This window comes from Micromonospora sp. NPDC049799 (assembly GCF_040656655.1).
Classification (GTDB): domain Bacteria; phylum Actinomycetota; class Actinomycetes; order Mycobacteriales; family Micromonosporaceae; genus Micromonospora.
Map to the genome: position 1 here is coordinate 1 of NZ_JBFAMU010000018.1, position 26422 is coordinate 26422.

Sequence of the window (26422 nt, forward strand, 5' to 3'; positions counted from 1 at the left end):
GGCCGAGGTCGCGCCGAGCGTGCTGGCCGCCTGGCGGGCCTTCGACGCCGCCCCGGACGGCGACGTCGAGGCAGCCGGCTTCGCCCGCGCGGTCCCGGTGATCGAGCTGCTCGACGAGGACGTCGACCTCACCCCCGCGCGCCGGCAACCCGCCGTCAGGGGCGAGGCGTCGGGAGAGCAACTGGTACGCACCAGAGAGCGGCTGGCCACTGTCGTCGGCGACCTGGCGGCGCTGATGCCGCAGGTCACGCCGGTCCCCGCCGACACGACGGTGCCAGACACCCTCTCGGTCGCCGAGTTGGCCCGCATCGGTGCCCTACAGCTGATCGGCCCTATCCGGGCCGCGTCCGGTGCAGCCGAGGGTGGCCCGCCAGTTGACCGGGAGGGTGACCTGGTGCTGACCGGCAGGGACGTGGTGGCCGGTGTCGACGCATCCGGGCGGGACGACGGCAGGCTGCCGGAACGCGTTCCGCTGCTGGCCGGGGACGTGGTCGTGCCGGTCGCGGCGCAGAAATTGATGTCTCGGGTGATCACCTCGGCCGGGATGCTCCTAGGCGGTCACCTCTACCTGCTGCGTCCCAACCCGGCCGCGCTGGATCCGTGGTTCCTGGCCGGGCAACTGCGCAGCTCGGCCAATGACAAGCAGACGACGAGCCTGTCCGGCACCCGGATTGACGTCCGGCGGGCCCAGATCCGGCGGCTGCCACTGGCGGAGCAGCGGGCGCATGGCGAGGCGTTCCAGCGTCTGCTCAAGTTCGAGTCGGCGGTCGCGGAGGTGGGGTCGCTCAGCGCCGAGCTGGTGCGACTCACCGCGGACGGCCTGGCTGCCGGCACACTTCGCCCCGAGGGCGGTGCAAAGTGATTGCGCACCCGAACGACCCGGCGGGGGAGCAGCCCTGCGACTACCGGAACGTGCTTCCTGGCGACGCGTCGGACTACGACAGGGGCGTGGTGGAGGGCGGCCTCACCGCCGAGGAGCAGGACTGGCTCAGGGGGCAGCGCCGCGAGTGGGAGGCACGGTGTGGGGGTGGGACACTCAGCGCTGAGGAACTGGTCGACAGGCACGCGATCGACGTTGTGCCGGCACGCTGGGCCAGGTTCGCCGAGTACCTGCCCTTCGAGACCGACGGTCAGGCGTGCATGCCGCTGAGCCGACGTGCGGTGACGGACGTGGCGCGCGAGTGCCGCGGAAGCGGAGCCTGGCTGCCGCTGCTGGTCACCTCCTTCGCCTGGGGCTGGGGCAAGCGTGGTTTCGGCCCGGCCCGGCTCTCCTGGATCCTGAACGGCCGAGGGCCTCTTCCCGGGCTGTCCCCCGGCGAGATCGACAACCGGCTGGCTGCTGCCGTCCAGGTCCTCGACGACCAGGGCGGCCGTGACGCCTACCAGTTGTTGTTGGAACGCAAGCGTATCCCCGGATTTGGGCCCGCCTTCTTTACGAAGTTCCTTCACTTCGCCATCAGGACGGACGACGAGCGGTGCCTGGCACCGATTCTGGACAAGCGGCTTGCGCGGCAGATGCGGTGCTTCTGGGAGCGACGCACTGGTGAAGCTTATGCGGTGAACGGCCCCGCAGCCCGGTGGCTCTGGCGAGGACCACGCTGGTCGTCCCGCCGCTATCAGGTGTACCGGGCCTTCATGTGTCGGGCCGCCGTGCAGCTGTCGGCGTCCGGAGAGCGATGGACGCCGGAGCTGGTGGAGCTGCTGCTCTTCCGCGGCGAGTCCGGCAACGGACCCGGCGGCTAACAGTGTCGCGTACCTGACTGACCGGTCCGATTGACGAGACGCCGGCGGGAGGATCCTCTTGCTGTCCCGCGAGCCTGTGAAGTGAACAAACAAGCCTTTCGGTGGACTGCGACCGTGTCAGTACGGGCGTACGGTGCGGGTCGGATTCGTGTGGGGCGAACCAGCAATGGGGGAAAGATGCCGAGCGCCATGACGGCAAAGCCGGGAATCGGTGACCTGGTCGCGGTACGGGGCCAGCGCTGGGTGGTCAGCGACGTGCAGGAGGGCGACCACAGCAGCCTGGTCAGCCTGCAGAGCGTCGAGGATGGCCGCTACGGCCACCACCTGGACGTCATCTGGGAGGTCGAACCGGGGCGCCAGGTGCTGCCCAGCGGCTCGCTGCCCGATGTCATCGAGGGGAAGTTCGACTCGCCGCAGCGGCTGGCCGCCTTCCTCGACGCCGTGCGCTGGTCGGCGGTCACCTCCGCCGACGTGAAGACGTTGCAGTCGCCGTTCCGCTCCGGTGTGGCGATCGAGGACTACCAGCTGGAGCCGGTGGCCCGTGCGGTCGACGCGCCGCGGGTCAACCTGCTGCTCGCCGACGACGTGGGCCTGGGCAAGACCATCGAGGCTGGCCTGGTCGCCCAGGAGCTGCTGCTGCGCCAGCGGGCCCGGCGCATCATGATCGTCTGCCCGGCCGGTCTTACCCTCAAGTGGCGCGACGAGATGGCGGAGAAGTTCGGCCTCGACTTCACCATCATCGACGCCGAACGCTGCGCCACGGTCCGCCGAACCCACGGCTCGGCGGCGAACCCGTTCGAGGTCTACTCGCTGAGCATCATCAGCCTGCCCTGGCTACGTGGGCAGAAGGCGCAGCGCCTGCTCGACGAGGTGCTTCCCGCCGACGGCCCCACCTACCCGCGTACCTTCGACCTGCTCATCCTCGACGAGGCCCACCACGTCGCCCCGGCAGCCCCCAAGCAGGTCTACGCGGTCGACTCGCAGCAGACCAAGCTGATCCGGCGGTTGGCACCGCATTTCACCCACCGGCTGTTCCTCTCCGCCACCCCGCACAACGGCTACCAGGCGTCGTTCACCGCGCTGCTGGAGATCCTCGACAACCAGCGGTTCGCCCGGGGCGTCGAGCCGGACCAGTCCGCGGTGCGGGACACGGTCGTCCGGCGGCTCAAGCGCGACGTCACGGACGCCGACGGAAAGCCCCGCTTCGTGGAGCGGGTCGCCACCGCGATCCCGGTCACCTACCCGGAGAGCGAGCGGCAGATCCACGCCCTGCTCACCGAGTTCGCCGAGCTGCGACGTAAGCGGCTGCACTCCCAGCGGGGACGCAAGGCCACTGACCTGGTGACGCTGCTGCTCAAGAAGCGGCTCTTCTCCAGCCCCGCCGCCTTCGCGCACACTGTCGGCGTCTACCTGGAAACCCTGCGCAGCCGCAAGGCGCCCGCCGTCCTGCCGGCCGACGACGACGTGCCGGAGTGGATGGAGGACTTCTTCGACGACGTCGCCACCTACGCCGACGACCAGCTCGCCGAGGCCGAGGACGACGCGCTCGGCCGGACCCGGGCCATGCAGCCCGACGCCACCGCCGACGAGATGGCCCTGCTGGAGAAGATGCACCAGTGGGCCGAGGGGAAGGCGGCGCTGCCGGACGCCAAGGCCAAGGAGCTGATCACCTACCTCGGCGCGGTCTGCAAGCCGGACGGCCGGCACTGGACCAACGAGCGCGTCGTGGTCTTCACCGAATACCGCGACACCCAGATCTGGCTGGCCGAGCTGCTCCGCCAGGAGGGCCTGGCCGGCCAGGAGCTCGTGCTGCTGCACGGCGGTACGCCCGCCGACGAGCGCGAGCAGCTGCGGCTGGCTTTCCAGGCCGACCCGACGAAGCAGCCGGTGCGCATCCTGCTCGCCACCGACGCCGCCAGCGAGGGCATCGACCTGCAGAAGTACTGCCACCGACTGGTCAACTACGACATCCCGTTCAACCCCAACAAGCTGGAGCAGCGCATCGGCCGGGTCGACCGGTACGGCCAGACCATCGCGCCCGAGATCAAGCACTTCGTGGGCAGCGGCTTCGGCAAGGCCGTCGACTCCTACGAGGCGGACCTGGAGTTCCTGTCCCGGGTCGCCACGAAGGTGGCCCGGATGGAGGCCGACCTCGGCTCGGTGAATGCGGTGCTCGCCGAGGCCGTGCAGCGCCGGATGCTCGGCGAGCAGGTCACCGTTGACATCGACAAGGCGGGCAAGGCCAAGAGCACCCGCAGCCTGCCCACCGAGGCCAACCTGCGCGAGCAGGTCGTCCGGCTCCGGTCGGAGCTGGACAAGACCGTCGAGGAACTCGGCATCACGCCGCCAGCCGTCAAGCGCGTCGTTGACACGGCGCTGGAACTGGCCCGTCAGCAGCCGCTGAAGCGGCACATCGACGACCGGCACCTGGTCAACGGCCTCTACACCGTCCCGCCGCTGACTGGTTCCTGGCAGCGGGCTGCCGCCGGGCTGACTGCGAAACTGCAGCGCGACGACGAGCCGCCCCGACAACTGCCGGTCACCTTCGAGCCGGCGGTGGCGAAGGGGCAGGACGAGATCGTGCTCGCCCACCTCAACCACCCGCTGGTCGCCATGTCGACCCGGCTGCTGCGCGCCGCCGTCTCCAACCCGGACATCGGGCTGCATCGGGTCACCGCCGTGGTCAGCGACGACCCGGCACTGGAGGACGTGCTGGTCGGGGCGTACTCCCGGTTCGTGCTGGTCGGCGCCGACGGCGTGCGGCTGCACGAGGAGGTCCTCTATGCCGGCGGCTGGGCGCCCGAGCACGGCCGGTTCCGCCGGCTGGACAACCTCGGCACCCTCGGCGGCATCCTCGACCGGGCAATCACCACCGGCAGCGCGGCCTCCGGTTTGGTTGAGGCCCGACTCGCCGAGCGCTGGCCCCGCGTCGCCGACGGCCTGCTCGCCGCCATTGACTGGCGCACCGCCACCCGCCACGAGTCCCTGAAGCGCAAGCTCGACCAGCGGCAGGCAGCTGAGCAGCAGCGCATCATCGACAACCTCGACCAGTTCGCCACCACCCTGCGCGGTGCGCTCGCCGACGACGACGCCGAGGACGCCCTGTTCAGCGTCGCTGTCGCCGCGAAGAGCAAGGAAGAACTGGCGCAGTACCGCAAGGATCGTCAATCCTGGGAGGAACGCTTGTCGGCCCTGGAAGTCGAGCGCGACCGCGAACTCGCGGCCGTCGCGGCCCGCTACCGAGACCCGAAGCCGCACCGGTTCCCGGTGGCCGTGGTCTTCGTCGTGCCGAAGCGGGAGGCCATCCGATGAGCCGTACCTTCCGACGTCCCGCGCCCGACGGCGCCGAGCAGCACCGCAACTGGCTGAGCCTGGTCGAGGTCAGCGGCCCGTTTCTGAGCCTGCCGGTGCTCCGCGCCACCTGGCCGACCCTGGACGCGCTCGACAAGAAGACCCGCGAACGGCTGCGCCAGGAACACGCCACCTGGCAGGCCGACACCGCCGCGGGCCAGCAGCCCTGGATCGGGTACGTGCTGCGTGAGCTGCTCGGCTGGGGCGACACCCTGCACACCGACGAACTCGACACGCTCGGGCACACCGTCGCCGAGCACGACACCGAGCTGCGCCCGTCGTTCGCACTCGTGGAGCCGGGCGAGGAGATCAAGCCCGACAGCGTACGAATGCTCGGCATGATTTGCCCTGCCGGCAGCCAGCCGACCGCCCGGATTCGTGATTCCGCATGGGCGGCGACCCCGGTCGACCGGCTCGCCCACCTGTGCCGCCACCACAACATCGAGCTGGGTCTGGTCACCGACGGCCGCTGGTGGACGCTGGTCTGGGCACCGCGCGGCGGCGTCACCACCACTGCCGTCTTCGACGCCGTGGCGTGGCCCGAGGCGGCCGAACGCGACGTGGTCCGCGCGTTCGTCTCGCTGCTGTCCCGGCACCGGTTCTTCGGCGTCCCCGATGCCGAGCGGCTGGTGCCGCTGCTGCGAGCCAGCCTCGGCAGCCAGGAGGAGATCACCGAGGCGCTCGGCGTGCAGGTCCGACAGGCCGTCGAACTGCTGGTGGCCGCGATGGGCCGCACCGACGTGCGGGACCGCGAACTCGGCGGGCGCGGCCTGCAGGACGTCGACGCGCACGATGTCTACCGGGGCGCTGTCTCCGTCATGATGCGGATCGTCTTCCTGCTCTTCGCCGAGGAGCGCAAGTTGCTCCCCGCCGACAACGAGCTGTATGTGAAGGCGTACTCGGCGGGGCGGCTCTGCGCCGAGCTGGAGCAGCGGGTCATCGAGGGCAGCGAGGAGGACCTGGAGCACAGCTCCGCCGCCTGGCACCGGCTGCTCGCCCTCTTCAACGCCGTCTACCGCGGCGTCGACCACCCCCGGCTCACCATGCACGGCCACGACGGCTCGCTCTTCGACCCGGAGGCCACCCCGTGGCTGCCGCTGACCATCGACGACCGCACCGTGCTGCACATGCTGCGCGCCGTGCAGTACGTCGAGATCGGCACCGGTCGATCCCGGGAGCGCCGCACTCTTAGCTTCCGTGCCCTCGACGTCGAACAGATCGGGTACGTCTACGAGGGCCTGCTCTCCTTCGAGGGCTTCCGCGCCGAGGACGTGACCGTCGGACTGATCGGCAAGGAAGGGCTGGAGGAGGAGGTCGCGCTCGCCGACCTGGAGGCTCTGGGCGAGCGCGCGACCGACGTACCAGGGCTGGCCAAGGCGCTCGCCGAAAAGTACAAGGACTCGAAGATTGGGTCGGTCGCGGCGCTGACCAAGCGGCTGACACCGCTGGACGGGGTGGAGCGCGAGGAGGCCCGTAAGAAGCTGCTCGCCGTCACCAGCGGCGACTACCCGCTCTCCGAGCGGCTGCTACCCTTCGTCGGGGTCATCCGTGAGGACCTGCGCGGCCTGCCCGTGGTGATCCTGCCCGGTGCGCTCTTCGTCACCGAGTCGGCTCTGCGCCGCAACACTGGGACGCACTACACGCCGCGCTTCCTTGCCGAAGAGGTGGTCGAGGGGGCACTCGAGCCGCTGGTCTACGAGCCCGGGCCGTTGCAGACGGCCGACAAGTCACAGTGGAAGCCGAAGTCCAGCAAGGAGATTCTCTCCCTCAAGGTCGCCGACATCGCGATGGGTTCGGCGGCGTTCTTGGTCGCCGCGGCTCGCTACCTTGGTGCGCACCTGATCGAGGCGTGGTCCCGGGAGGGCGACGAGCTGGCGCTTGCCTACCAGCAGCGTGTGGTGGATCGGCCGGTGGATGCCGACGAGGACTCGCTCGTGGTCGAGGCCCGGCGGCAGGTCATCGAGCACTGCCTCTACGGGGTGGATATCAATCCCATGGCCGTGGAGATGGCCAAGCTGTCGCTCTGGCTGGTCTCCATGGACCCGCAGCGCCCCTTCACCTTCCTCGACGACCGCTTGGTCGCCGGAGACTCGCTGCTCGGCATTACCTCGATCGAACAGCTCGAATACATGCATATGGACCCGAAGAAGGGCCGAGAGCTTCACGAGGGCGGCATCTTCGATTGGACGTCGGGCATCAGGTCGCTCGTTAAGGAGGTGGCCGAGGACCGCCGCAAAATCGGTCAGATCGAATTGGGCGGCGACCCCATGGGAGCGCTAGCAAGGAAGCGTGACCTGCTTCAAAGTGCACAGGAGAAGGCTGTACAACTTCGTCATTTCGCGGACTTGGTAGTCGGGGCGGCGCTCGCGAACGCGGGAAAGGGGGACCAAGGGCTGCAAGCGGGATCGGTCGAGGCGGCGAAGCTGGCCAGCGATGTAGCAGCGGGTCAAGACGAACGGCCCTCTCAAGAGAAGAGGAAGTTCTGGCTAACGATCGACTCCGTCGAAGGCTCCTTTGGGCGTAATCCCCTGCACTGGCCTCTGGTTTTTCCGGAAGTCTTTGAGAAGTCTGGATTCGATGCCATTATTGGTAATCCTCCCTTCCTTGGGGGGTTGAAGCTGAAGCCGGCGGTGGGGGAGGCCTACCGCGATTACCTCGTCGAGATTCTAGGCCGCGGAGTTAGGGGAACGAGGGGCACAGGCGACCTCGTCGCCTACTTCTTTTTGCATGCTCACAATCTGCTCAACCCTTCCGCTCAGCTGGGAATTATCGCCACCAATACCCTGACCCAGGGGGATAGTCGGAGGGTGGGTTTGGACCAGGCTGTAGCTGGAGGTGTCAATCTCCGGAAAGCGATCAAGAGTGCACCTTGGCCGTCGAGGTCTGTATCCCTTGAGTACTGCGCGGTTTGGACCAGTCGCGCGCAGCTTAGCGTGGACGCCGAACGCGTTTTGGACGGCTCTAGTGTTCTGGGTATTACACCTTCATTGGATCCTGAATCCCGTGTTGTTGGTAACCCGCACCGTCTGAAGAGCAATGAAGGGGTGGCCTTCCAGGGCGCCAACGTTCTTAGTCTCGGATTCACCATGAGCCCTGAGCGGGCTTCCGAGTTGATCGAGAAGGATTCACGGTACCGTGAGGTCATATTTCCTTATCTCAGCGGCGAGGATCTGAACTCCCGGCCGGACCTTAGTGCCAGAAGGTGGATCATCGACTTCAACGACTGGCCGGAGTCGCGAGCGAAAGAGTATAGGGAATGCTATGAGCAGGTCGAGAAACTTGTAAGGCCTGAACGGGAGCGGAAGACTGAGTATGCCAAGAGCGTTCGAGAGCGTTGGTGGCAGTTCTTCCTTCCTCGACCTGCTTTGAGGAAGGCAATCGCCGGATTGGATAGGATTATCGTTCTGGCGCAGGTTAGCAGGACGGTGATGCCGGTGATGATGCCGACGGGGCAGATTTACTCTCACAAGACAGTCGTTTTTGCTGACGATGATCCTGCAATGCTGGCCTTGTTATCCAGTAGCCTGCACTATTGTTGGGCGACCAAATATAGCTCGACAATGAAAGCGGATTTAAGCTACTCCCCAACCGACGTATTTGCAACGATGGTTCTGCCTGGAAGGACTCCTGGGCTGCGATACTTGGGTGACCGACTTGACGTGACCCGACGCGACGTGATGCTAAGCCGGCAAGCCGGACTTACGTCGACGTACAACCTGGTGTCTGATTTGACGTGCCACGACGAGGACATCGTGGAGTTGCGGCAGGTCCATCGAGCAATTGACGAGGCGGTTTGCCGCGCCTACGGGTGGGACGATCTGGTCATCCAAGGCCTCGACCACGGCTTCCATAAAGCCGGGGCCTATACCCGTTACACGGTTGGCCCTGCCTTGCAGCGCGAGATCCTCGACCGGTTGTTGGAGCTGAACCACCAGCGTTACGCCGAGGAAGTTGCCAAAGGCCTGCACGACAAGAAGGCCGGCCGTAAGGCGAAGGCCGCCGAAGGGACGTTGTTCTGATGGTCGACGTGCAGGGCGGCCTCTTCCCGCACCCTCGTGGCGAGCAGCAGGCGCTAACGCTGTCCGGTAGGAACGATGCCGACCAGCCCGCCCTGATCCCGCCGCTCGACGTACCCCAGACGTTTCCCGACGCGACCTCCTACCAGGTGCGGCACGAGTTGGAGGAGCTGATCGGGCGGGACCTGCTCGGGCCGTGGGATGGGGAGCGGGAGGAGTTCCGGCCCGGCGCGATGGGCCCGCGCGAGCGATACCTCGTCGGCATGCTCGGCCCGAAGCAGCGCCCGCGCTCCGACCGCCGAGAGGCGGCCGAGGTGGCGGACGTGGACGCCGCCGTCCAGGGCGACGGAGCGGAGGCCGAGCTGCCCGAGGTGGTCACCCCGCAGAACCTGGGCAAGATGTGGGCGTCCTCCATGGGCCTGTCGTTCGCCGTTCCCGGCGACATCGACGTCCTGACCGTGACCGCCGACTGGGGTCGCTACGACCTGCGCGAGTCCGAGGACGAGAAGGGCAAGAAGCGCCGGGTCTGGTACCGCGAGCCGGTGTCGTACCGCAAGGAGGTTCGCCTCGACAGTGAGTCGTCCTACCGGATGCCGCTGACGGTGGCGAATGAGGACGATCCGGGCGTGCACCTGGCCGTCGAGGTCCGGCCACGCGACGGCAGTCGGGTCGTGCAGCTCGCCCTGATCAACACCCAGCTGGAGGCGACCAGCAACGGTGACACCGCCTGGTTGTTCCAGGCCGCCCTCACGGTGACCGCACTGGACGGCGCCGCCGCCGTTTTCCTGCCGATCGACGACCCGATGGACGGGGTGCAGGGCGTTGGTGACGACCTGGAGGAGACGCACCTGCGACTGCTCTACCGGTCGCAGCGCCGCTACGCCTCCGGCCGCAACGTCGCCGTCCACCCATCGGTGCGCGAGGGCGAGCGCTGCGCGTACCAGCTCGCCACCACCTGGCTGCCCACCCACAACGTGCCGGCGACCGTCGCCCAAGTCGGCGCGGACAGCGGCCTGGCGGGCGTGGAACTGTCGATGGACGCCCTCGCCACCGCCGACATCGACCGGCTCCGGACCCGGCTCGCGCCGCTGGCCGACGGGTACGAGGACTGGCTGGACGACGAAGAGGCCAAGATCCCCGGCCTGCCGGAGCCGCTGCGCCCGGCCGCCGTGACCGCGGTCTTTAACGCGCGCCGGGCCGCCGAGCGGATCCGGGCCGGCATCGCGCTGCTCACCGATCCAGAAAATGAGAAGCACGCCGAGGCAATCGCTGCTTTCCGCTTCGCCAACGAGGCGATGGCGTTGCAACGTCGACACAGCGAGGTGGCCCGGCTCCGCGAGGAGCAGGGCCTGTCGTACGCAGCAGCCAGGGCCGCCATCGACGCGCGCGGCGCCGCGGCCGCCTCCTGGCGTCCGTTCCAGCTTGCGTTCGTACTGCTGAATCTGCCGTCGATCACCGACCCGGCGCATCCGGAGCGGGCCGCCGACCGGGATGCCACTGTCGACCTGCTCTTCTTCCCCACCGGTGGTGGCAAAACGGAGGCCTACCTCGGGCTGACCGCCTTCACCTTCGCGATCCGTCGTCTTCAGGGCGTGGTCGGTGCCGGTGCGGACGCCCGCAGCGGCGCGGGAGGTGTGGCCGTGCTGATGCGGTACACGCTGCGGCTGCTCACCGCGCAGCAGTTCCAGCGGGCCGCCGCCCTGGTCTGCGCCGCCGAGGTGCTGCGTCGGCAGGCGGAGCGCACCTGGGGTGCGGAGCCGTTCCGGATCGGGCTCTGGGTCGGTGGCGGGGTGTCACCGAACTGGTTCACCGAGGCCTCCGAGCAGATCGCGGAGGCGCGCGAGGTCGGCAACGGCAAGTTCACCAACGTCCTGCAGACGTTGAGCTGCCCGTGGTGCGGGTCGAAGCTGCGCGCCGAGCGTGACCTGACCGTCCGCGAGGACGAGCGACGGGTCCTGGTCTTCTGCCCCGAGGCCGAAGGCGCGGACGCTTGCCCGTTCTCCCGGACCCGCTCCGCCGAGGGCCTGCCGATCCTCACCATCGACGAGGAGATCTACCGGTACGCCCCCAGCCTCGTCATCGCCACCGTCGACAAGCTCGCGCAGCTGCCCTGGCGGGGCTTCGCCGGGATGCTCTTCGGCCGGGTCCGGGAGCGTTGCCCCCGACACGGCTTCCGGCACGACGACCTCGACGCGAAGACCGGCTGCGGGGCTCGGCACAACAAGAAGGGCAAGCTGCCGGCCGTCACCAGTGAGCCGGTCGTCCGGCTGCGCCCGCCGGACCTGATCATCCAGGACGAGCTGCACCTCATCTCCGGTGCGCTCGGCACCATTGTCGGCCTGTTCGAAGCGGCCGTCGACCAGCTTTGCACCTGGTCATTGCCGGGCGGCGGCGAGGCCGGGCCGAAGATCGTGGCGTCCACGGCGACCACCAAGCGGGCCCGGGAGCAGGTGCTCGGCGTCTTCGGCCGACAGCTCGCCGTCTTCCCGCCGCCGGTCATCGACATCACCGATACGTTCTTCAGTCGGCAGGTACCGGTCACCGTGCAGAACCCCGGCCGCCGCTACCTGGGCGTCTGCGCGCACGGCGTCCGGATGAAGTCAGCGGAGATCCGCCTCTCGGAGATCCTGCTCATCGCCGGGCAGACCCTCTTCGACACGTACGGCCAGCCGGCCGACCCGTACATGACCACCGTCGGCTACTTCAGCGCCACCCGCGAACTGGCCGGCATGCGCCGTCTCCTCGACGACCAGGTCACCACCCGCGTCCGCAGCCACGGCCGGCGCAAGGGCCTCTCCGACCGTATCGCCGGCACCCAAATGCTCAACGTGCAGGAACTCACCTCCCGGGTCTCCTCCGCCGACATCAGCGAGGTGCTCAAGCGGCTGGAGAACGGCTTCGACCCGGAACTCGACACCTCTGCCCGACGGCGGGCGGTGATGGAGGACATGCGGGACGCGTTCAAGGCCAAGACCGCGTCGAATCCGAAGCTGTCCCTGCACCCGGTCACCCAGAGCTTCTACCGCCGGCAGGACGAGAACCGGGTACCGGTCGACGCGGTGCTCGCCACCTCGATGCTCCAGGTCGGCGTCGACGTGTCCCGCTTCGGCCTGATGGTCGTCACCGGGCAGCCGAAGAACACCGCCGAGTACATCCAGGCCTCCTCCCGGGTCGGCCGCGACGCGAAGCGGCCCGGTCTGGTGGTCACCCTCTACAACTGGACCAGGCCGCGGGACCTGGCCCACTACGAGGACTTCGAGTACTACCACGCGACCTTCTACCGTCAGGTGGAGGCGCTCTCGGTCACCCCGTACACCCGGCGGGCGCTGGACCGGGGCACCACCGCGACCCTCGTCGCGGCCGTGCGCAACGGCGAGGACAGCTTCTCCCGCAACACCGACGCCCACGACGTGCCGCTCGACGGTCCGGAGGTGCAGCGGGTCATCGGCCGGCTGTTGGCTCGCGCCGAGGCGATCAGTGGGACGCGCGGGCGCGACTACCTCCAGGAGCGGATCAACCGGCTCCGCGACGATTGGAACAAGAAGAAGACCGGCTCGTCCCGTCTCGGCTACTCCGAGGGGACGTTCAAGCAGCAGAAGCTGGATGGTCTGCTGACCGTGGCCGGTGGCGGGCGATGGACCGGCCTGACGGTCGGGCAGTCCATGCGGGAGACCGAGAACGAGATCAATCTGGTGCTGCCTGCCGGCGGGGAAATTTTCAACCCGCAGTACGGGACGCCGGAGTGGTCCTTCGGCCCGCAGACCGACGGTAAACGGGATGAGGATCTGCCCGACGGGGATGAGCTCGGCGAATCGACGCTGACCGGGAAGGGCAACTGATGGCCGCCAACTACTTCCGGCGGGTCGGTGCCGTCCGCCCCAGCCACCTGATGTTCACCACCGGCGTCGGCTCGATCGTCGACCTGCCCAACTTCTCCGTTCTCGTCCGAGGGCTCGACGACTGGAACTACTCGGTTGTGCCCCAGTGGGAGGAGATCGTGGAGCCCCGGCTGCTCGCCGCCGTGCGGGCGCTGGGGTTGCGTTCGGTCAAGGAACTGCGTCCGGCGCCGTGGCTGGACGGTACCGACCGGGAGCCGACCGGCCCGGCCGGCCGCGTCGGGGTGCCGATCACGCCATTTCCCGGATGGTTGCGCTGCACGGCCTGCGACGACCTGGCGCCGATCGACTCGAACGTCTTCGGCTTCGAGAACTCCAAGCCGCGTAAGCCACACGAGGCCCGCTTCTTCCACACTGTGTGCAGCCGCAAGAAGTCGGGGCGCAGACCGATGGCGGTCGGCGCCCGGTTCGTGCTCGCCTGCACCGCCGGTCACCTCGACGACTTCCCGTACGCCCACTTCGTCCACCAGGGCGGCGCCTGCCCGAACGCCAGCCATCCCAAGCTGAAGATGGACGACCGTGGCGGCAATCTGGGCGCCAACGTCGAGATCAAGTGCGCCCCCTGCGGTGCCCGCCGCAACATGAAGGAGGTCCTCGGTCCCCGAGGCGCGGAAAAGCTTCCCCGCTGCCGTGGCCGCCGGCCGCACCTCGGCGACTTCGACCCGAAGGGCTGCGGCGGTGCCGAGCTGAAGCTCCTGGTCGTCGGCGCGTCCAACCAGTGGTTCGCGCAGACCCTCTCCGCACTGGCGGTGCCGCGCACCGGCGCGAGCGAACTACAGGCCAAGGTGGAACAGCACTGGGCCGCCCTGGAGGGGGTTCCCAACGTGGACATGCTGCCGTACCTGCGGACGGTCGTGCCCGCGTTCCGTGAGCTGGAAAAGTGGAGCGACCAGGAGATCTGGGCGGCGATCCAGCGGCACCGCACCGGCGCCAAGGGCGAGGAGGAGAAGGGCTACCCCGACCTGCGTACGCCGGAATGGGAGATCTTCTCCGCCGGGCAGCTGCCGCCGGCAACGGACGACTTCACCCTCCGCCGCGACCCCGACGGTGTGCCTGGCGAGCTGAAGAACGTCTACGCTGATGTGATCCAGGCCGAACGGCTACGCGAGGTGCGCGCGCTGGTCGGCTTCACCCGACTCGACTCGCCCGACCCGGAAGACCCCGACCTCGTCACCCGCGCGTCGCTGTCCAAGGGGGCGGCGACCTGGGTGCCGGCCAGCGAGGTACGCGGAGAGGGCATCTTCCTGCGCCTGCCCGAGGACCTGCTCGCCGCCTGGGAGCAGCGGATCGAGTACACCGAGGTCATGCAGGAACACCGGGACGCGTACGCCCGGTTCCGCAAGAACCGCTACTCCGGTCGCATCGCCGGACCGTTCGACCCGATGCACCTCTGGCCGGGCGAGCGCTACATCGCCCTGCACACCCTGTCGCACCTGCTGATCCGCACCATCGCCCTGGAGTGCGGTTACAGCTCAGCGAGTCTCTCCGAACGGATCTACTCGGGCACAGAGGCCGACCCGCAGCGCGCCGGCATCCTCATCTACACCGCCGTGCCGGACGCCGAGGGCACCCTCGGCGGGCTGGTGTCGTTGGCCGAGCCCGACTCGCTGGTCCGGCTCACCCGGCGGGCGCTGGCCGACGCCATGCACTGCTCGTCGGACCCGCTCTGCGCCGAACGGCTGCCCCAGGATCCGGCGGACTTCCTGCACGGGGCCGCCTGCCACGTCTGCCTCTTCGTCTCCGAGACGACCTGCGAGCGCGGCAACCGGTTCCTGGACCGGCGGTTCGTCGTACCGATCGACAAGCCGGACCTGGCGCTCTTCCCCGAGCTGCCGTGAGTTGGCACCCGGCGTTCGAGGCGGCGGCCGAGGCCGCTGTGCACCGGCTCGGCCCGGGACACCTGCGGGTGCTGGCCGACCGCCTCGGCGACGGCTCGCCGGAGCAGGCCGTCCGGCATGCCGTACCGGTGCCGGGCTTCGCCGAGGCGGCCGGTGCCGTACTGGCCGCGCAGCGGGCTTCGGGTTTGCCGGACGTGGAGGCGTCGGCCTACCTGCGCGGGTTGGCCGCCGGGCACGCGCAGCGGTCGGCGACGGTTCGGATTGAGTCGGTGTGGAGCGGTCCGAGCACCCACCCGGTGCCGGTTCGCGCCACCGCCCAGGTGCTGGTCGACCTGGTCGCGGAGGCTCAGACCGAGCTGCTGCTGATGACGTACTCGGCAAAGTCCTACCCGCCGCTCATGGCGGCACTGGCTGCGGCAGTCGCCCGCGGTGTCGCCGTGTCCGTCGTGGTCGAGACGCTGGCCGGTGCTGGCGGCGCGTTGAACGGGGCGGAACCCGCCGCCGCCTTCGCAGGCGTGCCCGGAGTTCGGTTGTGGCACTGGGGAATTGAGCGGCGGACCGAGGAGCACGCCAAGATGCACGCGAAGATCGCGGTAGCCGACCGCCGCGTGCTGCTGGTGTCCAGCGCCAACCTGACGCAGTCGGGCGTCAGCCGCAACATCGAAGCCGGGCTGCTCGTGCGTGGCGGCACGGCGCCGCAGCGTGCCGCCGAGCACATTGCGGAGCTGCAGAGCCGTGGCGTGCTGACACGGTTGAGGCGCGCCGGGCAGGGGTGGTGACCGTGGAGGGGGCCACCGTTGCCGCTGGCGACATCGCCCGGCTGGCGGGAGTTGGGCGAGCCGCGGTCAGTAACTGGCGGCGGCGTTTCCCCGATTTCCCGCCGCCCGTTGGCGGCAGCTCGGCGAGCCCGCTGTTTGCGCTGAGCGAGGTTGAGGCGTGGCTGACCCGGCACGACAAGCCGTTCCAGTTGACGGCGGTGGACCGGGTCTGGCAGTTGCTGCGCGGTGCGGCGGCCGACCTGGAGCTCGGCGACCGCATCGGCTACCTCGGTGGCTTCCTGGTCTATCAGGAGCGGGATCCGGCGGGCTGGAAGACCCTCGCGGACCAGCCGGACGACATCGTGCGGAGTCGCCTGGCTGACGCGAGGGCGACGGCCGTCCCGGAGTTCGCGCACCTGGTCACCGACCTGCCGGACATGGACGCGGTGACCATCGTGCGGCTGGCCGCCGAAGCGGCCGACCTGGAGGGCCCCCGCGCGGTCTTCGACTTCCTCTGCGAGCGCTACCTGGAGGTCCACTCCCGACGGCACACCGTCACGCCTGCGGCGTTCGCCTCGCTCATGGCGGCGCTGGTCGCGTCGGAGGCGGAGACGCTTCTCGACCCTGCCTGCGGGATCGGCACCCTGCTGCTCGCCGCTGCCGACAGCCGTGTCCGCAAATTCCGAGGACAGGAGGTGAACCGCACGGCCGCCCGCATCGCGGCCGCCAGGCTTCTGCTACACGCCGGCGACGCCCGGGTCGCCGTGTCGGACTCGCTGCGAGCCGATGCGTACGACGGGGAGTTGTTCGACGCGGCGGTGTGCAACCCGCCCTTCGCGGACCGGTCCTGGGGCCATGACGAGTTGACCGGCGATGCGCGTTGGGAGTACGGCCTGCCGCCCCGGGGCGAACCGGAACTGGCGTGGGTACAGCACTGCCTCCGGCACGTCAGGCCCGGCGGCCGGGTCGCGGTTCTCATGCCGGGCGCTGCCGCCAGCCGGCGTTCGGGCCGGCGCATCAGGAGCAACCTGCTCCGAGCCGGGGCGTTTCGCGCGGTGATCTGCCTGCCGGCGACCGGGCCGGCCGGGACGGTGGCACCGGACGTGTGGCTGATGCAGCGTCCCGACGGTGCGCGGCGTCCCGACGAGGTACTCATGGTCGATGCGTGCTCCGAACCAGCAGGGGCCGTCCAGGCATGGGTGGCGTTCTGCGCCGGGTCCGAGCTGCCGGCCGAGAGCCGGGCGGTGCCGATCATCGACCTGTTGGATGACGATGTCGACCTTTCTCCGGCACGGCACCTCGCCGCCGCCGGCACGCCACCGTCCGCGTTTCCACCCGTGCGGGCGGCGCTGAGCAATGCGGTCGACGCCCTGGTGCCGACACTGCCGGACCTGACCGACGCGCCGTCGCCCGACGTCCCGGTGATGACCACCGTCGGCGAGCTGGTCAGAGCGGGCGCGGTCACGATCCGGCAGGCGCCGATGAAGATGGGAACGGCCGAGGACGGACCCGTGCCGGTGCTCACCGCCCGGGACGTACGGCGCGGGAGTCCGCCATCCGGGACGGCCGTGCCCCTCCCCGGCGCGGTCACCCTCAGGGCAGGCGACGTGGTGACACCCCTCGCGCCACAAGCATCCGCCGTCCAAGTCGTCTGCGAAGGCGGCCCGCTGCTCGGCCCGCGGCTCTACCTGCTTCGGGTCGACTCGGAGCAGGTGGATCCGTACTTCCTGGCCGGCTTCCTGCGGGCCGCTCGGCCTGGTTCGGGTTCCAGCGGTTCATCCATCGCGGGCCGCCTCGACATCCGTCGGATCCGCCTGCCTCGGCTGCCCCTGTCGGAGCAGCGGCGGATAGGAACGGCGTTCCGGCGGTTGATGGCGTTCGAGACCCGGTTGCGGGAGGCGACGGCGCTGGGGGAGGAACTCGTCGAGCGGGGGTTCGTCGGTCTCAGCGACGGGACGCTGCGCCCGTCGGTAAAGGACTAGCCTGCGCATGCTGGGGGATCGGGAACGGGGAGGGTTGGTGCGGTGGGGGCGCTGATCAATGGCCGGTACGAGTTGGATGACCTGCCCATCGGCCGTGGCGGCATGGGCGAGGTGTGGCTGGGGCACGACACCAAACTGGACCGGCACGTGGCGGTGAAGTTCATCCGCTTCCCCAACGGCGAGCAGGACAAGGACTACATCCGCCGGTTCGTCCGCGAGTCGCGGATCACGGCCCGCCTCGAGCATCCCGGCGTCCCGGCTGTGTACGACGTAGGTTCACACGAGGGTCGCCCCTACCTGGTAATGCAGCGCATCAAGGGCATCAGCGTCGCCGACCTGGTCGCCGAGCAGGGTGCGTTGCCCATCGGCTGGGCGGCCGGGATCGCCGCCCAGGTCTGTGCGGTCCTCACCGCCGCACATCAGGCCTCGCTCGTGCACCGTGACCTCAAGCCGAGCAACCTCATGCTCCAGCCCGACGGTGCGGTCAAGGTGCTCGACTTCGGACTCGCCGCAGCGCCTACCCTCTCCGACTTCTCGAAGATCACCGCCACCGGTCTGCCGCCCGGCACGCCGGCCTACATGGCGCCCGAACAGATCGAGACCAACATCAGTGGCCCCGCCACCGACCTCTACGCGCTGGGTTGCACCCTGCACGAGATGTTGACCGGGGAGCGGCTCTTCACCGGGTCCACCTCGTACGACGTGTGGAGCAAGCAGGTCAGTCACAAGCCGCTGCCGGTTCGCAGCGTACGGGACGACGTACCCGCAGGCCTCGAGGAACTGCTGCTGCATTTATTGCAGAAGAAGCCCGAGGACCGGCCGGCGACTGCTCACGCCGTTTTCAACCGCCTCCTGCCCTTCGCCACCGACCTCGGTCCACTGCCGGGCGTCCTTGACATGCCGTCGACGGTGAGCCCTACCCGGATGTACGGCTCGATGCTGGGGCGTGTGTTCACCTCGGCCCCCGCGGTGCTACCCGCCGGACCGATCCTGCCGTCCGCGGTCAGCACCGAAGGGGCGAATCCGCCCGCACCGCCCCAGCGGAGGCCAGCCGAGACGTCGGGTATCGGACGGTCGGAGCTGCGGCGTGCCCGAGCGGAAGCCGGTCGGCTGGTCGGGTCGTCCCGCTACGGTCAGGCCGCAGAGGTCCTCGCCGCCGCAGTCGCGCCAGCGATCACCGCCCTCGGCGGCGCCGACGAGGACGTGGTGCGGGCCCGGCTCGAACTGGCCGACGCGCTCTTCGAAGAAGGCGACTACCGGCGGGCCGGGCCGGCGTACGAGGAACTCGCCCAGGATGTCGCCCAGACGCAGGGCCGTCGTGTTGATCTCGCGCTGCACTGTCGGCTGAGAGGCGCCACGTGCCGCGCGCTCCTCGGTGAGACCAGCGAGGCGTTGCGGCAGCTCGACGCACTCGTGCAGGACGAGACCGAGGCGTTTGGCGCGGATGACTCACGCACGTTGGAGCTGCGCCGCCAGATCGGTCTGCTCCAGCTCGGTGCTGGTCAGCGGCACGCCGCCGAGCAGACCCTGGGCGGCCTCCTGGCGGACCTGACCCGGCTGCACAGCGCCACCCACCCCAGCGCTCGGGAGATCGCCGACCTGTTGTCTGGACTGCGTCCGCCCGACTCTCGATGAACACGCCGCCTCTCGGCGGACCGCAGTTGCTTGTCGCACGTCACAGTGTTTCCTTGCCGGCTCTGCGCCGGTCCGAACTGGAGGGGGTTGAGGATGGTCGCGGCAGCGGAGACCACGCTTCAAGGTCTGTTGGAGGGGACGAAGCAGTATCAGGTGCCGTTGTATCAGCGCACCTACTCGTGGACGAAGGCGCAGTTGACGCGACTGTGGGAGGACGTGCGTAAGCTCGCAGAGGACCGTGTAGACAACCCGGGCGCCACGCATTTCATCGGCTCGCTGGTGCTCGCACCCAGCCCCGCGAACGGTCCGGCGGGCCTCGCCGAGTTTCTGGTGGTCGACGGCCAGCAGCGACTGACCAGCCTGACCATCCTGCTCTGCGCCATTCGGGACTATCGGGCGCAGCACGAGGACCCGAAGCACCGCGACCGTCTCAACCAGCAGTACCTGACGAACCCGTGGGAGCAGGGGCAGCGCCGCTGGAAGCTGGTTCCCACCCAGGCCGACCGGGACGCCTACGTGGCCTGTCTGGAATCCACCCCCCAGGCCGGGGGCGTCGACCCCGTCGGTGTCGCCTACCAATTCTTCGCCACCCAGCTCGCTGCGGCCGACGACCCGGACGACCCGCTGGACATCGAGCGCATCGAGAGCGCCGTCATCACGGGCCTGGCGCTGGTGTCGGTCACCGCGCAACCCGGGGACAACGTCTACCGGATCTTCGAGTCGTTGAACAACACCGGTTTGAAACTCACCCAGGGCGACCTGCTGCGCAACTACCTGTTCATGCGGCTGCCCACCCGGGGCGAAACGGTCTACCAGTCCCTGTGGCTGCCGCTGCAGAATCGGCTGACATCGGCGGAGCTGGAGTTGCTCTTCTGGCTCGACCTGGTACACCGCGACCCGCGAGTCAAGCAGACCGACATCTACGCGGCTCAGCAGACCCGCCTCGAGCAGCTGCGGTCCGAGAAGGAAATCGAGGCGGAGGTGCAGCGATTCAGCCGCCTCGGGGCTCTACTCCGGCTGATCCTCCATCCTGCTGAGGAGCAGAACCCCGACGTGCGGCGGCGGCTGGAGCGGCTGAGCGCTTGGGGCACGACGACGGTGTACCCGCTGCTGCTGCACCTGCTGGACCGGCGTGAGCACGGCACCGCGACGTCCGCCGAGGTCGCTTCGGCGATGCTGTACGTGGAAAGCTTCTTCGTCCGTCGTCTGGTGATCGGTCGGGCCACCGCGAACGTCAATCGGATCCTGCTGTCCGTCGTCACCGAAATGAACCGTGACCTTCCCGTGGACCAGGCCGTGCACGCCTACCTGTCGGTCGGTCGCAAGTACTACGCCACCGACGAGAGCGTCCGGGTCGCCGTCCGGTCAATTCCGTACTACCTCAACGGCCGGCCGCACCAGCGCAACCTGGTGCTGCGGTGGCTGGAGGAGTCATACGGCAGCAAGGAGCCGGTAGCGCCGGACTCGCTGACCATCGAGCACGTGCTGCCGCAGACCCCCACCAGCGAGTGGCGGCAGATGCTCGCCTCTGACCTCGGACCAGAGGAGAACCTCGCTGAGGCGCACGAGGCCCTGGTCCACACGCTGGGGAACCTGACCCTCACCGGCTACAACTCAGAGCTCAGTAACAACTCCTTCGCGGTCAAGCGCGTCCAACTCCGGCAGAGCGGGATCATGCTCAACCAGGAGATCGCCGCCCAGAACCGCTGGGGCCGGCCCGAGATCCACGCGCGGGCCGATGCCCTCGCAGACCGCATCGTCTCCCTCTGGCCGGGACCCACCGAGCAGGCGGTCGACCAGTCGATGGTGCCGTGGGACGTGATGAACAAGGCCCTCGCCGCACTGCCCGCGGGCTCCTGGACCACCTACGGCGACCTGGCCGCTCTCATCGGCACCGCTCCTGTGCCCGTCGGTGCCCGGCTCGCCAACCACCCCGTCCCGAACGCCCATCGGGTCCTGCAGGTCGAGGGCACGGTCTCCCCGGGCTTCCGCTGGGCCGACCCGAATCGCACCGACGACCCGCGGGACCTGCTGCGCGCCGAGGGCGTGCAGTTCGACCAGTACGGCAAAGCGGCCGTGGCCCAGCGGATCGGCACCGAGGAGCTGGCGCAGCTTGCCGGGGTGACGCCGGATGATCTACCCGAGCGCCTGCCTCGGCCGCGATCCGACCATGAGGTCGACTACGCCGCACGCTTCCTCGAGCAGTTGGTCGCCCTGCAGGGACCGGCGGTCGCCACCGCTACCCAGGCCGTACTCGAGGCTTGGACCGGGATCGGCGGGACGCTCCTCTACGGCACCCGCGGTGAGACCTCCTGCTTCCTCATGGCCCGGGACCGCAGGCACGAACTCGGCGACATCTGGCCGGCGACGATCTACCCGAGCGGGAAGTTCGAAGTTGTGTTCCAGCACCTGAGCGTCCGGCCCCCGTTCGGGGACATCGCCGTGCGGGAGGAGCTGCGCCAGCGGCTGAACCAGTTGCCGGGTGTGAACATCGCCGCCGCCAAACTTGCGCTTCGGCCCGGATTTCCGCTGACCGTCCTCACCGACTCCGACGCCCGGGACGCTCTACTCGACCACCTGCGCTGGTTCTACGACCAGGCCCAATCGCCCGCCTCGGACGAGCTGATCATGATCTAAGCTCCCGCACCGACCCTTACGGTCCTACAGCGCCCCCGGGCCGGGGCGCTGCGGAAATCGGCCCGTTCGCCGCGGCCGGTAGTGCCACCGCCGTCGACCCCTGACCCCTGGAGGTCCGCTCGTGCCTCAGCTCGCCTTTGCCAACACCTTCTGGGAGAGCTTCGATGTCCTGGAGAAGCCGATCAAGGCTGGCGTACGCAAGGCGATGGCGAAGTTCCAGCAGCTGACCATTGCCGAGTTGCACGCTGACAAGGGCCTGCACCTGGAGTCGGTGAACAACGCCCGTGACCCGAGGATGCGGACCATCCGCATCAACGACTTCTGGCGTGGAGTGGTGCTGGCACCCGACGACGGCAGCGACACGTTCCTGCTGCTGAACGTTGTGCCACACGACGGCGCCTACACATGGGCGGCGAAGCGCCTCTACACGGTCAACACGGCGACGCGGGCACTGGAGGTCCGCAACGTCGTCGCCCTCGAGCAACTCACGCCGGCGTTGGAGAAGGCGGCGGCACAAGCTCCGATGCTGCTGTTCGCGAAGCACTCGGACACGGTCCTCCGGCATCTCGGCATCGACGACCAGGTGCTGCGAGCCGTCCGGACGATCGTCGACAAGCCACAGCTGGAAGCGTTCGGCATGCTGCTCCCGGAGGACCAGTTCGAGGTATTGCAGTACCTCGCCGAGGGCTTCTCACCGGACGAGGTCTACCGGGACGTCGTGACTGAGCGCCGCCCGGCGGAGGTCACGCCGGAGCCCAGCGAAAGCCTCGGGGCGGCAATCGCCAACACCCGCAGCCGCATCATGCTGGTCACCCGGCCGGACGAACTGGCCGAGATCCTCGACAAGCCATTCGCCGCTTGGCGGGTGTTCCTGCACCCGTCACAGCGGCGGATGGCGTACCGGGTGTCGTACAAGGGCCCGGCGCAGGTGACCGGTGGTCCTGGGACTGGCAAGACTGTGGTCGCGTTGCATCGGGTCAGGCACCTGCTGTCCCGCTCCGCCGACAGCCGGGTACTGCTCACCACGTACACCAACGCCCTGGCCGCCGCGCTGCGGGAGAACCTGGCGCTGCTCCTTGGGGACGATGAGCAGCTGGCGCGGGTGGAGGTGACCACCGTCAACGCCTTCGCCAACCGGACCGTGCGCGCCCTTGGCGGGCGGGTGCCCACGCCCATCGGGGATGTTGACGAGCGGCAGGTCTGGCGGCGGGTGTGCCGGCGGCTCACCCTGCCCTGGCCCGAGCAGTTCCTCGCCCAGGAATACCGGCACGTCGTCCTCGCACACGACATCCGCAGCCGCGAGGCGTACCGGGAGGTCAGCCGGCGGGGGAGAGGGACGGCGCTGGGCCCTCGGCAGCGGGACCGGGTGTGGGACGCCGTAGAGATGTTCTCAGCGGAGCTGGCGGCCGCCGGTGCCCTTACCCACCTCCAGGTGTGCGCGCGGGCGGCCGACCTGCTGCAGCACGCTGACCTGGCTGCGCACGGCTTCCGGCACGTGGTGGTGGACGAGGCGCAGGACCTTCACCCCACGCAGTGGCGGGTGCTTCGTGCCGCGGCGGTGCCCGGACCCGACGATCTGTTCATTACCGGCGACCCGCACCAGCGGATCTACGACTGCCGGGTGTCGCTCAGCTCCCTGGGCATCTCGGTTGCCGGGCGTAGCAGCCGGTTGCGCATCAACTACCGCAGCACCGAGGAGATTCTGTCCTGGTCGACGAAGGTGCTGACGGGATCCCGGGTCGAGGACCTGGGCGGCGACGGCGAAGACAGCCTCACCGGCTACCGGTCCCTCCTGCATGGCAAGCGACCGCACGCTCAGGGATACCCCAACGTCCAGGCGGAGGTTGCGGCACTCGTGAGGCGGGTGCGGGAGTGGCTGGATCAGGGTGTCGCCGCGAGCGAGATTGCGGTCTGCGCTCGGTTCAACACCACCCTCGGTCCGGTGTACGACGAGCTGACCGCCGCCGGCGTACCGGCCGTGCGGGTGCGGGACCAGCCGGGCGCGGACGTCGACGGGGTGCGACTGGCGACGATGCACGCCATGAAGGGCCTGGAGTTCCGTTGCGTGGCGATGGTCGGGGTCACCGCCCGGGCCGTGCCGTTCGAGAAGGAGGTCACTCCAGCCGAAGTTGACCAGGTGCAGCACGACAGCGACCTGCTCCGCGAGCGTTGTCTGCTCTTCGTCGCCAGCACACGAGCCCGGGAGGCCCTGCATGTCTCCTGGAGCGGTGCACCTAGCCCGTTCTTGGGGGTCGCAGCCAGCGACTGATGCCCAGCGCCGTCACCGCGGCGAACGCGACGATCGTCGTAGCGGTCACGACTGGACGTGGTCGGCTCGAAGTCCGCTCTCGGCGGCGGTCGTGAAGGCGGACCAGACCCGGGGCGTGAAGGTCAGTGCCGGACCGTTCGGGTCCTTGGAGTCGCGGACGGCGACGATGCCGGGGAGGTTGGTGGCGACCTCGACGCAGTCGCCGCCGTTGCCGCCGCTGCGGGTGCTCTTGCGCCAGACGGCGCCGGTCAGGTCAGTCATGCCGCATCTCCCCGATGATCTGCTTGATCATGTCTTCTGATTCTGCCTCACCGAGCGCCTGCGCATCCAAGCCCTTCCACACGGCCTCGTACGCCTGTAGTTCGTCTGGCTTGTCGAGGTAGAGCGCGCCGGTGAGGGACTCGCTGTAGACCACGGAAGGCTCGGGAGTCGCTCGGCCGCCTCTGGTGGGCGGGAAGTCGAGGATGACGAAGGATCCGGCGACGGCACCGGGCTGAGGGCCTGTCGTCAGCGGGAGCACCCTGAGGGACACGTTCGGCAGGTCGGACAGGCGGATGAGATGGTCGAGCTGAGCCATCATGACCCGTACGTCGCCGACAGTGCGACGGAGAACCGCCTCGGAAAGCACCTGCGCCACCTTCGGAGCGGCAGGAAGTCGCCGCGTCAGTAGTGACTGCCGCTGCAGCCGGACCTCCACCGCTCGCTCCCGATCCTCCTCACTGGTCTGAGGGCGGTCGAGTCGATAGATCGCCCGCGCGTACTCACGCGTCTGGAACAGGCCGGGGACCAGTGACTCGTCGTAGCGGCGAAGGTAGGCGGCGGCGGATTCCAGGCCGACGTACAGCTCGAACCAGTTCGGCACCGCGTCCCCGTACGCGTGCCACCACCCCTTCGACTTCGTCTCCGCCGCCAGGCCGCGCATCGCCTCGGTCATCTCCGGCGACACTCCGTACAGCTCGCACATCGCCTTGACGTCGAGTATCCGGACCGCGCCCATGCCGCACTCGAGCCGCCAGATCTTCTGCCGGCTGTACTCCAGCGCCTCGGCGGCGGCGTCGAGCGTCACGCCCGCCTCGTTGCGGAACTGTCGCAGCAGCCGGCCGAGCTGCCGGCGCGGCACCGTCGATCCGAGGTCCTCGGCCATCCGCACACTCCCTGGTTTAAAGACGCAACACTGCGTGACCTGCTCCTGCAACGTCTACGGGTTTCAGCAAAGAAAGTCAATGCACATCCGCGAAATCGCGGCGTGAAACGTTGCGCCTCCACAGCGGACTGTCACAAGATGACCACAGCGCGGCGGCCGGGTCTTCCCCCGAACCGGCCGCCGCGCTTCCCGGCTGAACCCCTCGCTGAGCAGCCCGGACGCCGTACCGCTGATCGAAGCTGCGGTGTCCGGGCGGGGTGGGTCCGCCCGTGCGGGCAGGGCGGGCGGACCCACCCATCCACGACCAGGAAGGCAAGTAGAGATGAGCGTCCGCAACCAGAGGCCGTTCCCGGCGAGTGGTGGAGCGACGTACCGTTCCCGCGCGTACCCCAGTCTGTTGCCGTGGCAGGTGCGCGAGCGCCGCTTCCCGCCGGCACGCGTCGGACGTCGCGGTCTCAACCCCGATGAGGTCTACGCGTTCCTTGACCGGGTCGCCGTCGATATGGCTGCCGTCTACGGCGCGCTCGCGCAGAGCCGGCAGGAGACCGCTGTCGTCAAGGACGCGTTGCGCCGGTGGCAGTCCGAGCAGGCCCAGGGCGGTGCCCGGTGAGCGGGCGGTACGTGATCCGTCTACCCGTGGTCGCCGCCGATCTGCCGGCCGCGCAGCGCCTGGCCCGGGTCGTCGGCCGCTGGATCACCGTCCTGCCGATGATGGACCCGGGGGAGATGACCGTCTCCGAGGAGGACGAGCAGTTCCTTCGCCACCGGGTCTTCTGTGACCTTCGGCTGCCGGGCGGGCGGCGCTGCGTTCTCCGCGACGGCCACGACGGCGAGTGTTCCCGCCGCCCGCGCCGCTGACGCAGCACCGATCCTCGTCGCGCGCCCAGCTCGCCCGGGCGAACCGAGTGGTCGAGGTGCACTGGCGGAGTCCTGCCGAGGATCCCCGTACCCGGAATGCCCGGACTGCCGCGCCGACGGCACCTGCCCCCGGGCGGCCTGGGCCGACTCGATCATCCTGCGCTGCCTGCGGACGTACTGGCGATGAACGTCTTCGACCTGTCGCCCGCGCGGATCCGCAACCGGCTGGTCCTGCGGGCGCGGCGGGCGGCGCTGGCCGCCGGGACCGGATCGCAGCCGCCGGCGCGCCCGCACG

Annotated in this window: 14 protein-coding genes and 1 pseudogene; 13 read left to right on the forward strand and 2 right to left on the reverse strand. The window is 69.1% G+C overall.

All coding sequences use genetic code 11. From position 1 onward, the window contains the following. The 11 genes and pseudogenes from AB0I76_RS03365 to AB0I76_RS03415 all read left to right on the forward strand — a co-directional run. A pseudogene (locus AB0I76_RS03365) lies at nt 1-862 on the forward strand (N-6 DNA methylase); the annotation flags it as partial. Next, on the forward strand, nt 859-1743 hold the full coding sequence (locus AB0I76_RS03370; RefSeq protein ID WP_357029308.1) for a hypothetical protein: 885 nt from the start codon (nt 859-861) through the stop codon (nt 1741-1743). The pseudogene AB0I76_RS03365 and the gene AB0I76_RS03370, both read left to right, overlap by 4 nt. 189 nt (nt 1744-1932) lie before the next feature. Continuing rightward, a complete protein-coding gene (gene drmD / locus AB0I76_RS03375) occupies nt 1933-5055 on the forward strand; it encodes a DISARM system SNF2-like helicase DrmD (protein ID WP_357029311.1) in 3123 nt (1040 codons plus the stop codon). After that, nucleotides 5052-9113, forward strand: coding sequence for a type IIL restriction-modification enzyme MmeI (locus AB0I76_RS03380; RefSeq protein WP_357029313.1), 4062 nt, complete (start codon nt 5052-5054; stop codon nt 9111-9113). The genes drmD and AB0I76_RS03380 overlap by 4 nt, the downstream gene beginning before the upstream one ends. Then, on the forward strand, nt 9113-12949 hold the full coding sequence (gene drmA, locus AB0I76_RS03385) for a DISARM system helicase DrmA (RefSeq protein WP_357029316.1): 3837 nt from the start codon (nt 9113-9115) through the stop codon (nt 12947-12949). The genes AB0I76_RS03380 and drmA overlap by 1 nt, the downstream gene beginning before the upstream one ends. After that, nucleotides 12949-14844, forward strand: a complete 1896-nt coding sequence (locus AB0I76_RS03390) for a DUF1998 domain-containing protein (RefSeq protein ID WP_357029319.1) — start codon at nt 12949-12951, stop codon at nt 14842-14844. Before drmA ends, AB0I76_RS03390 begins: the two co-directional genes overlap by 1 nt. Beyond that, the gene (gene drmC, locus AB0I76_RS03395) at nt 14841-15623 is read left to right on the forward strand and encodes a DISARM system phospholipase D-like protein DrmC (RefSeq protein WP_357029322.1); all 783 of its coding nucleotides are present in this window, start codon (nt 14841-14843) and stop codon (nt 15621-15623) included. Before AB0I76_RS03390 ends, drmC begins: the two co-directional genes overlap by 4 nt. A gap of 2 nt (nt 15624-15625) precedes the next feature. Next, nucleotides 15626-17584, forward strand: coding sequence for an N-6 DNA methylase (locus tag AB0I76_RS03400; protein ID WP_357029325.1), 1959 nt, complete (start codon nt 15626-15628; stop codon nt 17582-17584). Between the two features lie 42 nt (nt 17585-17626). Continuing rightward, entirely contained in the window at nt 17627-19219 is a 1593-nt protein-coding gene (locus tag AB0I76_RS03405; protein ID WP_357029328.1) for a serine/threonine-protein kinase, read from the forward strand. Between the two features lie 93 nt (nt 19220-19312). Next, nucleotides 19313-21856: a DUF262 domain-containing protein gene (locus AB0I76_RS03410; protein WP_357029331.1), complete on the forward strand. Its 2544-nt coding sequence runs from the start codon at nt 19313-19315 to the stop codon at nt 21854-21856. A gap of 121 nt (nt 21857-21977) precedes the next feature. After that, nucleotides 21978-24125: a UvrD-helicase domain-containing protein gene (locus AB0I76_RS03415; protein WP_357029334.1), complete on the forward strand. Its 2148-nt coding sequence runs from the start codon at nt 21978-21980 to the stop codon at nt 24123-24125. Between the two features lie 45 nt (nt 24126-24170). On the opposite strand, the gene AB0I76_RS03420 is transcribed toward AB0I76_RS03415, so the two are convergent. Both AB0I76_RS03420 and AB0I76_RS03425 read right to left on the reverse strand, forming a co-directional pair. Then, entirely contained in the window at nt 24171-24386 is a 216-nt protein-coding gene (locus AB0I76_RS03420; RefSeq protein ID WP_357029338.1) for a DUF397 domain-containing protein, read from the reverse strand. After that, a complete protein-coding gene (locus AB0I76_RS03425) occupies nt 24379-25269 on the reverse strand; it encodes a helix-turn-helix transcriptional regulator (RefSeq protein ID WP_357029341.1) in 891 nt (296 codons plus the stop codon). The genes AB0I76_RS03420 and AB0I76_RS03425 overlap by 8 nt, the downstream gene beginning before the upstream one ends. Before the next feature lie 322 nt (nt 25270-25591). On the opposite strand from AB0I76_RS03425, the gene AB0I76_RS03430 reads away from it, so the two are divergent. Together AB0I76_RS03430 and AB0I76_RS03435 are read left to right on the forward strand one after the other, a co-directional pair. Next, nucleotides 25592-25879: a DivIVA domain-containing protein gene (locus AB0I76_RS03430; RefSeq protein ID WP_357029344.1), complete on the forward strand. Its 288-nt coding sequence runs from the start codon at nt 25592-25594 to the stop codon at nt 25877-25879. Next, complete coding sequence (locus tag AB0I76_RS03435; RefSeq protein ID WP_357029347.1) at nt 25876-26127, forward strand: hypothetical protein; 252 nt, start codon at nt 25876-25878, stop codon at nt 26125-26127. Before AB0I76_RS03430 ends, AB0I76_RS03435 begins: the two co-directional genes overlap by 4 nt. The last annotated feature ends 295 nt before the right edge of the window (nt 26128-26422 follow it).

Bases quoted from the DNA above. Each gene is read 5' to 3' on its own strand.
- AB0I76_RS03425 (WP_357029341.1), bottom strand. From the start codon at position 25,269: ATGGCCGAGGACCTCGGATCGACGGTGCCGCGCCGGCAGCTCGGCCGG.
- AB0I76_RS03380 (WP_357029313.1), top strand. From the start codon at position 5,052: ATGAGCCGTACCTTCCGACGTCCCGCGCCCGACGGCGCCGAGCAGCAC.
- AB0I76_RS03430 (WP_357029344.1), top strand. From the start codon at position 25,592: ATGAGCGTCCGCAACCAGAGGCCGTTCCCGGCGAGTGGTGGAGCGACG.
- AB0I76_RS03410 (WP_357029331.1), top strand. From the start codon at position 19,313: ATGGTCGCGGCAGCGGAGACCACGCTTCAAGGTCTGTTGGAGGGGACG.
- drmD (WP_357029311.1), top strand. From the start codon at position 1,933: ATGACGGCAAAGCCGGGAATCGGTGACCTGGTCGCGGTACGGGGCCAG.
- AB0I76_RS03420 (WP_357029338.1), bottom strand. From the start codon at position 24,386: ATGACTGACCTGACCGGCGCCGTCTGGCGCAAGAGCACCCGCAGCGGC.
- drmA (WP_357029316.1), top strand. From the start codon at position 9,113: ATGGTCGACGTGCAGGGCGGCCTCTTCCCGCACCCTCGTGGCGAGCAG.
- AB0I76_RS03390 (WP_357029319.1), top strand. From the start codon at position 12,949: ATGGCCGCCAACTACTTCCGGCGGGTCGGTGCCGTCCGCCCCAGCCAC.